Source organism: Variovorax sp. CF079 (genome assembly GCF_900101545.1).
In the GTDB taxonomy this organism is placed as follows: Bacteria; Pseudomonadota; Gammaproteobacteria; order Burkholderiales; family Burkholderiaceae_C; genus Variovorax.
Map to the genome: position 1 here is coordinate 180,334 of NZ_FMZU01000013.1, position 13,846 is coordinate 194,179.

A 13,846-nucleotide genomic window follows, 5' to 3' on the forward strand; every position below is an offset into this window, starting at 1 on the left:
CCGGCGAAACCTACAAACCTACAATGGCCTCTCGCCTTTTTTCAAGGCAGTCCCCTCCGCTTCTCATCACGCCCATCCCATGAACGTTCTTCGATTCACCGACCTGTGTGCGCAAGGCAAAGTCGCCGGCCAGCGCGTGTTCATCCGAGCCGATCTCAACGTGCCGCAGGACGATGCCGGCCGCATCACCGAGGACACGCGCATCCGCGCCTCGGTGCCCTGCATCAAGCTGGCGCTCGACGCGGGAGGCGCGGTGATGGTCACCTCCCATCTCGGCCGTCCGACCGAGGGCGCATTCAAGCCCGAGGATTCGCTGGCGCCGGTCGCCAAGCGCCTGGGCGAGCTGCTGGGCCGCGAGGTGCCGCTGGTGACCGACTGGGTCGACAGCGTCGAGGTGGCGCCCGGTCAAGTCGTGCTGCTGGAGAACTGTCGTCTCAACAAGGGCGAGAAGAAGAACGACGAGACGCTCGCGCGCAAGCTCGCCGCGCTGACCGACATCTATGTCAACGACGCCTTCGGCACCGCGCACCGCGCCGAGGCCACGACCTACGGCATCGCCCAGTACGCCAAGGTGGCTTGCGCCGGCCCGCTGCTGGCGGCCGAGATCGACGCCATCACCAAGGCACTGGCACAGCCCAAGCGCCCGCTGGTCGCGATCGTCGCGGGCTCCAAGGTCAGCACCAAGCTCACCATCCTGAAGAGCCTGGCCGACAAGGTCGACCAGCTGATCGTCGGCGGCGGCATCGCCAACACCTTCATGCTCGCGGCCGGCCTCCGGATCGGCAAGTCGCTGGCCGAACCCGACTTGCTCGATGAAGCCAAGGCCGTGATCGAAGCGATGCGCGCGCGCGGCGCCGCGGTGCCGATTCCGGTCGACGTGGTCACGGCCAAGACCTTCGCGGCCGATGCCGCCGCCACGGTCAAGGCCGCCGACCAGGTTGCCGACGACGACCTGATCCTCGACATCGGCCCGAAAACCGCCGAGATCCTGGCCGCGCAGCTGCGCGAAGCCGGCACCATCGTGTGGAACGGCCCGGTGGGCGTGTTCGAGTTCGACGCCTTCGCCAAGGGCACCGAGGCCATCGCGCGCGCCATTGCCGAGAGCAGCGCCTTCTCGATCGCGGGCGGCGGCGACACGCTGGCCGCCATCGCGAAGTACGGCATCGAGGACAAGGTCGGCTACATCTCGACCGGCGGCGGCGCCTTCCTCGAAGTCCTGGAAGGCAAGACCCTGCCGGCCTTCGAGATCCTGGCCAAACGCGCAGCCGGCTGAATACCCACTATCGGTCGGCCGAGAAAGTGTATACAGTATGGAATACAAACCGGAGACCTGAATGAGCACGCCCCGCCTTCCCCGTCACGCCACCAAGATCGTCGCCACGCTCGGCCCGGCATCGAGTTCGCCCGAGCTGCTCGAGCAGATGATCCATCACAAGGTCAGCGTGGTCCGGCTCAACTTCAGCCACGGCACGGCGCAAGACCACATCAACCGCGCCGCCATGGTGCGCGAGGCGGCCCGCCGCACGGGACGCGAGGTGGCGATCATGGCCGACCTGCAGGGCCCGAAAATCCGGGTCGGCAAGTTCGCCGAGGGCAAGGTCTGGCTGGAGGCCGGTGCGAAGTTCGTGCTCGACGCCTCGCGCACCGAGCTGGGCGATGTCAGCGAAGTGGGGCTGGACTACAAGGACCTGCCGCGCGACGTCAAACCCGGCGACAGTCTGCTGCTGAACGACGGGCTCATCGTGCTCACGGTCGAAGCCGTCAAGGGCGACGCGGTCCACACCACGGTGCGCCTGGGCGGCGAGCTCTCCAACAACAAGGGCATCAACAAGCAGGGCGGTGGCCTCACGGCGCCGGCGCTGACGGCCAAGGACATGGAGGACATCAAGACCGCGATGAGCTTCCAGGCCGACTACGTGGCGGTGAGCTTCCCGAAGAACGCGACCGACATGGAAATGGCGCGCCAGCTGTGCAACGTGGCGGCGGCCGAGTTCGGCCACAAGCCGGGCCTGATCGCCAAGATCGAGCGCGCCGAGGCGATCCCCAAGCTGGAGGAGATCCTGCGCGCCAGCGACGGCATCATGGTCGCGCGCGGCGATCTGGCGGTCGAGGTCGGCAACGCGGCCGTGCCGGCGCTGCAAAAAAAGATGATCCGCATGGCGCGCGAGATGGACAAGGTCGTCATCACCGCCACGCAGATGATGGAGTCGATGATCACCAACCCGGTGCCGACGCGCGCCGAGGTGAGCGACGTGGCCAATGCCGTGCTCGACGGCACCGACGCCGTGATGCTCTCGGCCGAGACCGCTTCGGGCCGCTACCCGCTCGAGACGGTGCAGGAGATGAGCCGCATCTGCGAGGCGGCCGAAGCCGCCGAAGACCTACAACTCGACGCCGACTTTAGCGGCCAGTCCTACGCCCGCATCGACCAGTCGATCGCGATGGGCGCGCTGTTCACCGCGCACCATTTGGGGGCCAAGGCGATCGTCGCGCTGACCGAATCGGGCTCGACCCCGCTGTGGATGAGCCGCCACCGTGCCCACATCCCGATGTATGCGCTGACCTCGCGCCTGGCCACGCAGCGCCGCATGGCGCTCTACCGCAACGTGCGGCCGCTGCTCATGGACCCGGAAAGCGACCGCGACACGGCACTGCTGCAGGCCGAGGCCCACCTCAAGAAGCGCGGCATCGTGCAGACCGGCGACGTCTACGCGATCACCTGCGGCGAGCCCATGGGTGCGCCCGGCGGCACCAACATGCTCAAGATCTGCAGGGTGGGTTAGCTCGCCCCCCAGGCTGTGCGCACCTCGTGTCGCTTCGCCAACCCCCTACCGGGGGGCGGGCCGGCCGCTTCGGGCGGCCGTGCGCGGCGGACCCACGAAAGATGTGCCTTCGTCCGATGGCCCGGCTGTCGTCAGTCCTGTCCGACAGGGGTGCTCGGTAGAATTGAGGCAGTCTTTTTTCTTCTTCCATCCCAACATTCCCGCGAGGTACACCCATGGCTCTCGTTTCGATGCGCGAACTGCTCGACCATGCCGCCGCCAACGGCTACGGCATTCCGGCCTTCAACGTCAACAACCTCGAGCAGGTGCAGGCCGTCATGTCGGCGGCCGACGAAGTCGGTGCACCGGTCATCCTCCAGGCGAGCGCAGGCGCGCGCAAGTATGCGGGCGAGCCCTTCATCAAGCACCTGATCGAAGCCGCGATCGAAAGCTGGCCGAAGGTGCCGCTGGTGATGCACCAGGACCACGGCCAGAGCCCGGACGTCTGCAAGGGTGCCATCGACCTCGGCTTCAGTTCGGTCATGATGGACGGCTCGCTGCAGGCCGACGGCAAGACCATCGCGAGCTACGACTACAACATCGAGGTCACCAAGAAGGTGGCGGACATGGCGCACCGCGTGGGCGTCACCGTCGAAGGCGAGCTGGGTTGTCTCGGCTCGCTCGAAACCATGAAGGGCGACAAGGAAGACGGCCATGGCACCGACGCCACGATGACCATGGAGCAGCTGCTGACCGACCCGGAGCAGGCCGCCGATTTCGTCAAGCGTACCCAGATCGACGCGCTGGCCATCGCCATCGGCACCAGCCACGGCGCCTACAAGTTCACGCGCAAGCCCACCGGCGACATCCTGGCGATCAACCGCATCAAGGAAATCCACCGCCGCATCCCCAACACCCACCTCGTGATGCACGGCTCCTCGAGCGTGCCGCAGGATCTTCTGGCCGAGATCCGCAAATACGGCGGCAACATGAAGGAAACCTACGGCGTGCCGGTCGAGGAGATCCAGGAAGCCATCAAGCACGGCGTGCGCAAGATCAACATCGACACCGACATCCGCCTCGCGATGACGGCCGCGATCCGCAAGTTCTTCACCGAGAACCCCGAGAAGTTCGATCCGCGCGAATACCTGAAGCCCGCGCGCGAGGCCGCAAAGCAGATCGCCAAGCAGCGCTACGTCCAGTTCGGCTGCGAAGGCCAGGGCCCGAAGATCAAGGGCGAGACCCTGCAGGTCGTCGCCGCCAGGTACGCCAAGGGCGAGCTCGCGCAAGAAGTGGTCTGATATTTCCGCTGGCGCGCAGAAGCCACCCTCGCGGTGGCTTTTTTCTGCGCGCACAATCTCCGTCGTCCTTCGCCTATCCGACACAGTCACCCCGTCATGACCACCGTCCACACCTCCTCCATCCAGAGCCTTCCGCTGCTCGCGCGCGGCAAGGTGCGCGACAACTACGCGGTCGGCGAGGACCGCATCCTGATGGTCGCGAGCGACCGCCTCTCGGCCTTCGACGTCATCATGGGCGAGCCGATCCCCGGCAAGGGCGTGATCCTCACGCAGATGGCGCTCTGGTGGTTCGACCGGCTGGGCCATCTGTGCCCCAACCACCTGACCGGCGACGCGCCCGAAAGCGTGGTGACGCCGGAAGAGGTGCCCCAGGTCAAGGACCGCTCCATGCTGGTCAAGCGCCTCAAACCGATCCCGGTCGAGGCCGTGGTGCGCGGCTACCTCGCCGGCAGCGGCTGGAAGGAATACCAGGAGAACCGCGCCGTCTGCGGCGTGCCGCTGCCCGAGGGCCTCAGCAACGCGAGCAAGCTGCCGCGGCCGATCTTCACGCCCGCGGCCAAGGCAGCGGCGGGCGCGCACGACGAGAACATCAGCTACGACAAGGTGGTCGAAGTCGTCGGCCCGGCGCTCGCGCAACAGATCCGCGAGACCAGCATCGCGATCTACGAGGCGGCCGCGGCCATCGCGCTGGCCAAGGGCATGATCATTGCCGACACCAAGTTCGAGTTCGGCCTCGACGAGGCCGGCACGCTGGTGCTGATGGACGAGGTGCTGACCCCCGACAGCTCGCGCTACTGGCCGGTCGAGGGCTACGAAGCCGCACTCGCCGCCGGCACGAATCCGCCGAGCTACGACAAGCAGTTCGTGCGCGACTGGCTCGAGGCCACCAAGATCAACGGCAAGCCCTGGGACAAGACGCCGCCGTCGCCGCGCCTGCCGGCCGAGGTGATCGAGAAGACGGCAGCCAAGTACCGCGAGGCGCTGGAGCGGCTGACGGGCTGAGCGGCAGCGCGCCTGAGGTGAATAGTTCACAAATCCGGCGGCAATAGTTCCCACCCGCCGGGGGCGCGATTTCGGACACTTTCCTCACCAAAACGGATGAGGAAAGTGCCATGACCCTGCAAACCGACTCGGATATCCAGATGGCCCGGAGCCAGATCGCCGCGCCCGTGCCCGACGCTCTGCAGGCCGCCATGCTGGCACGCGTGCTCGACGAGATCGACCACGGTCTGCTGCTGGTCGACCTGACCGGCCGCATCCTGCATGCCAACCATCCGGCGCGGCGCGAACTCGCCGCCGGGCGCATGCTGCGCAGCGTCGAGGGGATGCTGTGCACCGGCGAGATCGACTCGCAGTCGAAGATCCGGCGCGCGCTCAAGGATGCGGAGCACGACTGCCGCAGCATCGTCGAGCTCGAGTATGCGGGCGAGCCCTTGTCGCTGGCTTTCATCCCCTTGGCCATGCTGCACGGCGCCGCGTCGGTCGACACCGTGCTGATCATGTGCGGCCGCCGCTCCGGCTGCGAAATGCTCACGATGCAGATGTTCGCCCGCGCCAAGCGCCTGACCCGCACGGAGCAGAACGTGCTGGCGCAGTTGTGCGCCGGGCGCAGGGCCGAGGAGATCGCCTGCCTGCAGGGCATCCGCCTGTCCACGGTGCGCACCCACATCAAGAACGTGCGGCAGAAAACCGGTCGCGGCAGCATCCGGCAGGTCGTCAACGACGTTTCGCGCATGCCGCAGATCGTGTCGGCGCTGCGGCTGACGGCGCAAGACTGAAAGACCTTGGGGCGGCGCCGCGCGGACCGTATAGTCCGCGCATGCCGCCCAAGCCCGCTGCATCCCGCGCCGAAGACTCGCCTGACGATGCGCTGCCCGCCGAGCTGCGCAAGCTCGCGGCGCTGGGGGTGCAGCGCCGCTACCGTACTCACACCGTGCTGATCGAAGAGGGTGACCAGGGCGACTCGATCTACATCGTGCTCTCGGGCCGGCTGCGCGCCTTTGTGTCCGATGCGCGCGGGCGCGAGGTCACCTTGGGCCTGCATGGGCCGGGCGAGTACGTCGGTGAAATGTCGCTCGACGGCGGTCTGCGCTCGGCGAGCGTGGCGGCCGTGGAGCCCACCGTGTGCACCGTGGTCACGCGCGAGACCATGCTGCAGCACATCGCTGAAGAGCCCGAATTCGCTCTGGCCCTCATCGTGCGGCTGATACGGCGGGCGCGGCTGGCGACGGAAAGCGCGCGCAGCATGGCGCTGCTGGATGTCTACAGCCGGTTGAAGCAATTGCTGGAGGAGCGCGGGCAGCTTCAGCCCGACGGTACCCGCCGCATCGTCGATCGTCTTACGCACCAGGCGATTGCGAGCGAAATCGGGTGTTCGCGCGAGATGGTCAGTCGCCTGCTGAAGGATCTCGAAGGCGGTGGCTATGTTGCCCATCGAGAACGGCGGCTGGTGCTGGCGAAAGCCTTGCCCGCGCGTTGGTAGCGGCCTGCTTCGGTTTCAGCGCACCGTCACCCAGCGCCACTCCAGCCAGTTGTCAGGCCTGTGGACCGCTTCGACGTTGCTTCGCATGGCCCAGGGGATCACCTGGCGGTGCAGCGGGATGTGATGGACCTGTTCGTTGTGTTCGCGCAGGGCTGCCTTGATCAGTTGTTCACGCTTGGCGCGGTCCGGCTCGACCGAAGAGGCCGCGGCAAGCTCGTCGAGCTTCGAGTTCTTGTAGTCGCCCCAGTTGAAGTAGCCGACGCCGTTGGCGCCGCGCGAGCGAAGCACGGGCGTCAGCATGACCTCCGCATCCGTGATCGTTCCACCCCAGCCGAGCATGTACATCGAGATGTCGAGCTTCTCGGCCTTGGCGAAGTACAAGGCTCTGGGTTGCGCATTGACATTGACCTTGATGCCGATCTGCGACCACATTCCCGCAAGAGCGATGCAGATCTTTTCGTCGTTGATGTAGCGATTGTTCGGACAGTCGAGGGTGACCTCGAAGCCGTTGGGGTAGCCGGCCTGCGTCATGAGCGTGCGTGCCCGCGGCAGGTCGAACGGCAATCGCTTTTCGAGCTCGGCATCGTTGAAGTTCCCAAGAGGAGAGGGCGACATGACCCCGGTCGGGCGAGCCAAGCCTCGCATGACCGAGGTACGCAGCGTCTCGATGTCGACCGCGTGATAGAGAGCCTTGCGTACACGCACATCCTTGAACGGATTGCTGCCCTTGACGGAGCTGTACTTCAGTTCGTCGCGGCCTTGATCCATGCCGATGAAGATGACGCGATTCTCGACGCCATCCGCTACCTTCACCCCGGCCGAGGCTCGAAGCCGGTCCAGGTCCTGGGGCGGCGGATCAAGTACCAGTTGGAGTTCCCCGGAGAGCAGCGCGGCGGTACGTGTGGAATCGCTCTTGATCGGCGTGTAGACCACCTCCTGCACATTGCCGTCGAACTTGCCCCACCAGTTCGGATTGCGTTTGAAGACCGTCTTGTTGTCCGGCAGCCGTGAAACCACGACAAAGGGACCCGTGCCATTTGCGTTCAGCGTCGTGTGGCGAATCTCCTTGGCCTTGAAGTCCTGCGGTTTGACGGCGTCGTGCTGCTCGCACCACGACTTGCTCATCATCTGCACCAGCGCGGCATGCTCCAGGAAGATCGGATTGACCTGCGGGAGAGCGAACTCCACCGTCAGGGGGTCGATCTTGCGGACTTCGCCGAGTGCTGACGCATAGACACGGATTCCGGAGGCGGGATCTCTCGCCCGCTCGACCGAAAAGACCACGTCGTCGGCCGAGAATGCGCGGCCATCGTGAAACTTCACCTCGGGACGCAGCTTCATCCGCCACAGCGTCGGAGTGACCTGCTGCCATTCGGTCGCAAGTGCCGGAACGAGGTTCAACTGCCTGTCGCGCCCGATGAGCGTTTCGTACACCTGGCCGTTGATCGAGTTGGTCAGCAACTCGTTCTGCGAATAGGGATCGAGCGTTTGCAAGTCACCCTGGCTGGACCAGCGCAGGACTTGGGCGCCGGCCGCGGCGTGCAGCGCGAGCGCTGCTGCGCATGCAGCGACCTTGAGCAATGCGGCGGAGGGCTTTGCGGGCGAGTTCATGATGGACATCCCTGTAGTTAGGTGAGAGCAGCGTGATCAGGGAGGGAAGGAGAGTTCGCCGAATCCAACCCGGCGCGTATTGCCAGAGTCATCCCCTGGAATCGCTGGTTGCAGCTGGACGGATCCAGCCGGCGGCACCCCGGCGGCCTGCGAAAGCCTTAGGAGAATCTGGCCGGTGCCCAGTGGCCCCTTGATTGCGGCCATCCAGTTCACGATCAGGCGGGTGACCTGGGGTGCTGCGACGCTCGTCCCATTCATTCGCACGACGCTCACCGCGCCGATCCCGGCGCCCCGCACTCCCGGCAAGCCCTTGAATTCATCGCTCCGTGCAAGCACGTCCGTGCCTTCCCGGTGGCGCGTGAGCGCCCAGCCCCCTGCGGAGTAGTCGGCGACCTTGGAAGTCTTGCGCCGGCAGCCGACGTAGCCACCGACGGCAATCGGCTCGAGGCCATTGGCGAAACTGTTGAAGGACCCCTCGCGCTTGACGGGGCTCCAGGCATTGTCATTCGGCTGAGTCGGCCTACGGCCATTCTTTTCGTAGTAGGGGTCAACGAAATACGACTGTCGGCCCCTCACAGGTCTTCCGAACAGCGAGTCGTTGCGCTCGATCCAGGCATCGATCTCTCCGACAGCCTGCGTGCTGCAGTTGTGGACTTCGACACGCCAGACGCCGTGCATCGCGACGAGATTTGTCGATCCCCGGGGACGGGTGGGTGCGACAGCAATCAGCACCATCGTGCCCGCGTTGCCGTATAAGCGATTCGCCACCCATTTCAGAAAGATCACAGCGAAGCCGCCGCTATTCGCGGGGTCCGTCGTCGGCCAGATGTTGCCAATCTGTACGAGGTTGCTTTTGTTCCCGGATGGGTCCTCGACCTTCACGCCGATAAGATCGTCGGCGCCTGGCGGCAACCAGATCTCAAGAAGGCTGAGGGTTGAGCTATCCGGCAGTATGTGCCACTTGAGCGAGCGAACCTCCGTCGGATCCAGGCGGAACCGGGCATGACATCGTGCCTCGTACTGGTTGCCGACGGGGAAGACAACGGCAAGATGGCCATTGCGCAGGCGCACCAGACTGTCGATGGCACTTTCGAGAATCGACTGACCGTCATGCGGTCCGGCATGCGTCGCGTAGCTGATGTTGACCGCTCCATAGGAGTTTTCACCTGCCCTGCGAATAATGAATCGCAGTCCGTCAATTACCTGCGCGCTCATCGATCCGCCCGATGTGTCGACAACGGTTCCGAGCGGCAAGTGCACGCCGATCAGCTTCACCGCGGGATCGGACACCAAGTCCGTGAAAGGCAGTTTGCCCTTCGTCATGTCAGCCGCGTCCGGTCGAACGTATTTGCCGGCCGCGAGGCTCGTGACGTGGCTGCCGTGCGTCGCGCGCCGGAGCACCGGTGGGTATACCCTGTCGGTGGTCGGCGGCACGCCTTTTGGCTGGCGATACTCGAATCCATAACTCATGTCGCCGGGCGCCTTCCAATGCGACCCGCTCGCATTGGGAGAGCTCAGATCCTGGCTCCAAACGGCTTGGAATCGCGCGGCCAGCTCAGGATGAAGAAAGCCGACGAAGTCATCGATCACCGCGACGAACGGCGCGGATTCCAGAGAGCGCGTGAATCCCGTCAAGAGCCTTTCGTCGAGTGCGACGGGTTGGGAGACTTCGAAGCGACCGATCTCCGCAATCCAGTACAGCTCGAGGACGCGGAGCCAAGGGTAGGGCTGGCCCATGTCGAGTTCTATGCGGGCACTGCAATGCCGCGCCTTTTCGGGCGGAGGTTGGGTCCCATCGGCGACGTAGACAGACGGAATGTGCAGCCAATCGAGCGCCCCGTGTCCTTCCGCTATGACGTTGGTCAATTTGCGGATCGATGTGCGGCATTCGATGATCACGCTGACCCACCTGTCCGATTTGCGAAAGTAGCGAAAGGATGTCAGCAGTCCCCAGATCAAGTAGGGGTCGACGGGGGTGCCGGTTTTGGATGCCAGTTCCTTCGCGGCCTCGACGTAGCGATTTTCGTGTTCCATCTTCGTCGAGCCTTTGTGTCAGACGGGCGCGGTGGCTGGCCACTCATTGCGCGCCATGATCCATTGCCAACCCAGAATCGACGGAGGAGGCAATGATGAAGGTGCCGGATCGCTGATCAGACTGCCTGGGTCAAGAATTGCCGGATCAAAGTCCTGGTTGCCTGCACCCACGTCGAGAGGGTTGTAGCTTCTTGCGTACCAGCCGCCCTGTACCGGCGGGGAGGCACTCCAGCGCGCATCTCGCGTACAGAGACAAACGAAATATTCCGCGAGGCTTTGGCCAAGATGCTGTCCTGCCTGGCTGTCCACAGGAAAGTGCACGCCGGCAATCGTGCGATTGATCGACGTTCTTGCTGCCAGCGCTTGGAGCTGAGGACGAAGGCTTGCCTGCCATCCGCTCGGTACCAGGCTCTCCAGAACGTGCGCCACCATATAGGCTTCGGTCGCGTGCCCACTGGGAAAACTTCCATGCATCGGCGTCGGGATGATCGGCTGAATCTTTCTCGAGTACGCAACTGGACGCGGAACGCTCAGCGCATGCTTGAAGCGCATTTCCACGAAGGACGCAAAGGCCAGAGCGAGGGAGATCAGTTCGCCCGTCCAACGCCGCCGGTCCAGTTCCAGTTGGCCGATGGAGTCCCAAAACGCGAACTGTGGTGTCAACTGCGTCAGGATCTCGCAGGTCCTTTCGTCGCGCAATTCCGCCCACGATTCCATCAACTTAAGTTGCTGTCCGAAGAACACGTAGAACTCGGCATCGGAGGGCCTGCGCAAGGTCGCGATCTCCCGGCTGGCGCCGACGTCGAGCTTCGCTCCCGGTCTTGGATTGCCCGGGGTGGCGCTGATACTCGAGAACCTCAGCGGGGCTATCAGGTCGAACAGACTGGTATGCAGCCGCACGCTCGGAGCCCAAAGTGCCATGTTGTTCGGGTCGTCGATGGGTGGGTAAACGGGTTTGATCGTCGCGGTGTCGTTGAGCTCGTCGACGATCCCGCCGCGTGTCCTGATCAAAGCGTCGACCAGCATCATGTTCAAGGGCAACCCTCCGTATTCAGGCTGTCCCGCCGAACCCATCGAACCCATGGATCCCATGGACCCCATCGATCCCATCGCTATAGACATGGCTTCTCCTCAGAGTATTCTTGAGACACCGAAGTGGCGCTAAGTCAGTCCGACCCGCTCCAGTGCACGCGCATATTCCGCGCCGAGCGGCCCGATCAGCCACCCGGACTTCTTCTTGAAGTCATCCAATCGATAGGCGGGCGCCATGGCCAGCAGCCCCTCGACGGCCTTGCGTCCCGCGACGATGTCTCCGCTCATCGCGCACGCGATGGCAAGCGATCGAAAGGTTGACGGATGCGTCCGATTCCCGCGCAGCGAAGAGGTCGCCAGTTCTATGGCGCGCTTGTAGTCGCCGGCACCCAGCGCGGCCGTGGCTGCAAGCGATTCGAAGTAGTGCTTCAGGGGGTCGCATGGAGAGAGTGCAAGCGAGCGCTCGGCGGCTTCCAGCGCAAGCTCGCCTTCACCCAGGAACCCGTGCATCACCCCCTTGAAGAGCCAAGCCAGCGCCTCGTTGGGATTGGCAGCGAGTGCACCGTCAAATCGGCCCTTCGCGGTCGTCACATCTCGCATGAGGTTGGTATGCAGCACGCCGTCAATGGCCAAAGCCAGAGAGCATGAGGGGTCGAGCTCCAGCGCCTTGCGCGCGCAGTACAGCGCGCGTTGCGTGTCTGCTTCAGGCGCTTCGCTGGCGCCTTGGGTCACTCGCAGTGCATGCCAGTTGGCCAGCCAGGCGTGGGGATGAGCATGCCTTTTGTTTCGCTCGATCAGATGCTCGAGCATCGCGCCTGCGCGATCAAAGTCGGCCCGGGAGCTGCGGTGCATGAATGAGATGGCGCCGATGAGCAAGCTGTAGCTCTGAAGGGTTGACAGCGGCTTGACCGTGGCGCGCTGTACCTCGCTCGCGAGCAGCGCCGCATGCGCTGCCCGGGAAATGGAGTTTCCGATTTCGCTTTGCTGCAAGAGCAGATCGCCGATCTCGCCATGAAGCCGTTCCGTCCAGATGACGCGATGGCTCGAAGCCTCCGCCAGTTCGGCCGTGACGAGGATTTTTTCGCCGCTGGTCACGTAGCTCCCGGACAGCACGTAGCCCGCCGACAGGTACTTGGCGACCTCGGCCGTTGTCGACGATCGTCCGCGGAACGCCGTGGTACTCAGGCGCGACACGACGACAAGGTCGGCCGTGCGCCCCAACTGTCCGATGACGGCGTCCGCAATCAGCTCTCCGATGGCGAAATGCTCCGGATCGCTGACCCGGGACTCGAACGGCACGACAGCAATCGTCGGTTGGAGCGCGCTGGAATGCCCGAACCCGGCAGGCGGGGGCGCCGCCGCACCCTTTTCCCCGACCTTGTAGGCCCTGACCGGTTCCCCGAGGTGCTTGAGATAGCAACTTCCAAGATCTTCGATCGTGCCGTCGAGGCCGTCCGTGAGTTCGTCGCGTGCCTCGGTAGTGGCCACAGTTTCGCCGGGGCCTGCCAAGGTTGCCATGCGCGCTGCGATGTTGACGCCTGTGCCGTAGATGTCATGCTGGTCGACGTAAACATCGGCTGCATGCATGCCAGCGCGCAGTTGGAGTCGGTCGCCGAGTCTCAGCGGGGCGCACTGGTGAGTCATCCAGTCGTGCATGGCCGACGCCGCAGCCGCGGCCCGCGGTGCAGCATCGAACTCCATCATCAACCCATCGCCGAGACTCTTCACCAGCCGCCCTTCGTTGTGGGGCAGGACGACCTGGTTCACGTGGGCAAGAAATGCTTGCCAGCGCTGGATCACACCCAGTTCGTCCGCCTGCATCAGGCTCACCGATTCGACAAGATCGACCACGAGCACGACCTTGCGGTGACGCTGCAGGCTGAAGCCGGGATCGACCAGAGACGGCATGTTGTTGTTGCCCGATGACGAGGTCATCCCCTCGAGGGTGGAGAAACACGCTTGAGGAAGCATGTAAGCCGTTTGTGTCACACCAGCAACCAAATGTCCATTGGTTTGAGGATGTGTCTTTCGATGTAGTCCGATAGTTCGCTGGGTGTAGCCACTGATAGGAACCACAACGGTGCGCCCCGAGGCCGAGAGCGCCCGCGTCAGCTCCGGCGAGGCGGAGCTGACGTCACCGAGGCTGGAGGCAGGCGAGGGTCAGCGCGGGCCCGCGGTGCTCAGCGTCGCCACGGTCCGTCCGGCCGCGTCCAGCAGCGAGAGCCGCGAGCTCCCCTGCAGCCGGTAGCTGGCCGTGGCCTGCAGCGCGGCGAAAAACTGGGTCTCGTTGATGTTCACCGCCTCGCTCGGGCAGGCCATGCGGGTCGCACCCAATTGGCGCAGCCTGAGCGTGCTGCCGCTGCGCTCGTAGGTGCCCGACACGCGGTTGCAGCCGCCCGAACCGCTGACCCGTCCGCTGCTGCGGTCGAACTGGATCTGCGCGTTGCGCCGCGGATCGCTGCTCGGCTCTATCAGCTCGCTGCCGAGCTGCTCGAGTTGCCAGACCGGTCCTTCGATCGGCTCGTCGAGACTGATGCCGCTGCCGCAACCGGCCGCGAGGGCGGATGCGAGCAATGCAGTCGTGAAGAACAAGGAACGCATGGCCGGACTTTCCTTTGGCAACA

At 64.6% G+C, this 13,846-nt stretch carries 11 protein-coding genes; 6 read left to right on the plus strand and 5 right to left on the minus strand.

The genetic code is table 11. The annotated features are described in order from the left end of the window. Positions 1-79 precede the first annotated feature (79 nt). The 6 genes from BLS74_RS18825 (at position 80) to BLS74_RS18850 (ending at position 6,545) form a co-directional block, all read left to right on the plus strand. Entirely contained in the window at positions 80-1,273 is a 1,194-nt protein-coding gene (locus BLS74_RS18825) for a phosphoglycerate kinase (protein ID WP_093108665.1), read from the plus strand. 61 nt (positions 1,274-1,334) lie between these two features. Beyond that, entirely contained in the window at positions 1,335-2,783 is a 1,449-nt protein-coding gene (gene pyk / locus BLS74_RS18830) for a pyruvate kinase (protein WP_093108666.1), read from the plus strand. Positions 2,784-2,998: 215 nt separating this feature from the next. After that, on the plus strand, positions 2,999-4,063 hold the full coding sequence (gene fba / locus BLS74_RS18835) for a class II fructose-bisphosphate aldolase (protein ID WP_093108667.1): 1,065 nt from the start codon (positions 2,999-3,001) through the stop codon (positions 4,061-4,063). Positions 4,064-4,159: 96 nt separating this feature from the next. Further along, positions 4,160-5,065, plus strand: a complete 906-nt coding sequence (locus BLS74_RS18840; protein ID WP_093108668.1) for a phosphoribosylaminoimidazolesuccinocarboxamide synthase — start codon at positions 4,160-4,162, stop codon at positions 5,063-5,065. Positions 5,066-5,175: 110 nt separating this feature from the next. Continuing rightward, positions 5,176-5,841, plus strand: a complete 666-nt coding sequence (locus BLS74_RS18845; RefSeq protein WP_093108669.1) for a helix-turn-helix transcriptional regulator — start codon at positions 5,176-5,178, stop codon at positions 5,839-5,841. Between the two features lie 41 nt (positions 5,842-5,882). After that, a complete protein-coding gene (locus BLS74_RS18850; RefSeq protein WP_093108670.1) occupies positions 5,883-6,545 on the plus strand; it encodes a Crp/Fnr family transcriptional regulator in 663 nt (220 codons plus the stop codon). A 15-nt stretch (positions 6,546-6,560) separates the two neighbouring features. Here the strand turns inward: BLS74_RS18850 and BLS74_RS18855 are convergent, their stop codons facing one another. From BLS74_RS18855 to BLS74_RS18875, 5 genes are all read right to left on the minus strand, one after another. Beyond that, entirely contained in the window at positions 6,561-8,156 is a 1,596-nt protein-coding gene (locus tag BLS74_RS18855) for an ABC transporter substrate-binding protein (RefSeq protein WP_093108706.1), read from the minus strand. A 36-nt stretch (positions 8,157-8,192) separates the two neighbouring features. Beyond that, the gene (locus BLS74_RS18860) at positions 8,193-10,190 is read right to left on the minus strand and encodes a S8/S53 family peptidase (RefSeq protein ID WP_093108671.1); all 1,998 of its coding nucleotides are present in this window, start codon (positions 10,188-10,190) and stop codon (positions 8,193-8,195) included. Between the two features lie 18 nt (positions 10,191-10,208). Next, complete coding sequence (locus BLS74_RS18865; RefSeq protein WP_244503928.1) at positions 10,209-11,219, minus strand: phosphatase PAP2 family protein; 1,011 nt, start codon at positions 11,217-11,219, stop codon at positions 10,209-10,211. 132 nt (positions 11,220-11,351) lie between these two features. Next, positions 11,352-13,193, minus strand: coding sequence for an adenylate/guanylate cyclase domain-containing protein (locus tag BLS74_RS18870; RefSeq protein WP_139191715.1), 1,842 nt, complete (start codon positions 13,191-13,193; stop codon positions 11,352-11,354). 189 nt (positions 13,194-13,382) lie between these two features. Further along, on the minus strand, positions 13,383-13,823 hold the full coding sequence (locus tag BLS74_RS18875; RefSeq protein ID WP_093108674.1) for an META domain-containing protein: 441 nt from the start codon (positions 13,821-13,823) through the stop codon (positions 13,383-13,385). Positions 13,824-13,846: the final 23 nt, after the last annotated feature.

What these genes read in the sequence shown, in the direction of transcription:
- BLS74_RS18870 (WP_139191715.1), bottom strand. Translation starts at nt 13,193, where the DNA reads ATGCTTCCTCAAGCGTGTTTCTCCACCCTCGAGGGGATGACCTCGTCA.
- BLS74_RS18825 (WP_093108665.1), top strand. Translation starts at nt 80, where the DNA reads ATGAACGTTCTTCGATTCACCGACCTGTGTGCGCAAGGCAAAGTCGCC.
- BLS74_RS18875 (WP_093108674.1), bottom strand. Translation starts at nt 13,823, where the DNA reads ATGCGTTCCTTGTTCTTCACGACTGCATTGCTCGCATCCGCCCTCGCG.
- BLS74_RS18865 (WP_244503928.1), bottom strand. Translation starts at nt 11,219, where the DNA reads ATGATGCTGGTCGACGCTTTGATCAGGACACGCGGCGGGATCGTCGAC.
- pyk (WP_093108666.1), top strand. Translation starts at nt 1,335, where the DNA reads ATGAGCACGCCCCGCCTTCCCCGTCACGCCACCAAGATCGTCGCCACG.
- fba (WP_093108667.1), top strand. Translation starts at nt 2,999, where the DNA reads ATGGCTCTCGTTTCGATGCGCGAACTGCTCGACCATGCCGCCGCCAAC.
- BLS74_RS18860 (WP_093108671.1), bottom strand. Translation starts at nt 10,190, where the DNA reads ATGGAACACGAAAATCGCTACGTCGAGGCCGCGAAGGAACTGGCATCC.
- BLS74_RS18850 (WP_093108670.1), top strand. Translation starts at nt 5,883, where the DNA reads ATGCCGCCCAAGCCCGCTGCATCCCGCGCCGAAGACTCGCCTGACGAT.
- BLS74_RS18845 (WP_093108669.1), top strand. Translation starts at nt 5,176, where the DNA reads ATGACCCTGCAAACCGACTCGGATATCCAGATGGCCCGGAGCCAGATC.
- BLS74_RS18840 (WP_093108668.1), top strand. Translation starts at nt 4,160, where the DNA reads ATGACCACCGTCCACACCTCCTCCATCCAGAGCCTTCCGCTGCTCGCG.
- BLS74_RS18855 (WP_093108706.1), bottom strand. Translation starts at nt 8,156, where the DNA reads ATGAACTCGCCCGCAAAGCCCTCCGCCGCATTGCTCAAGGTCGCTGCA.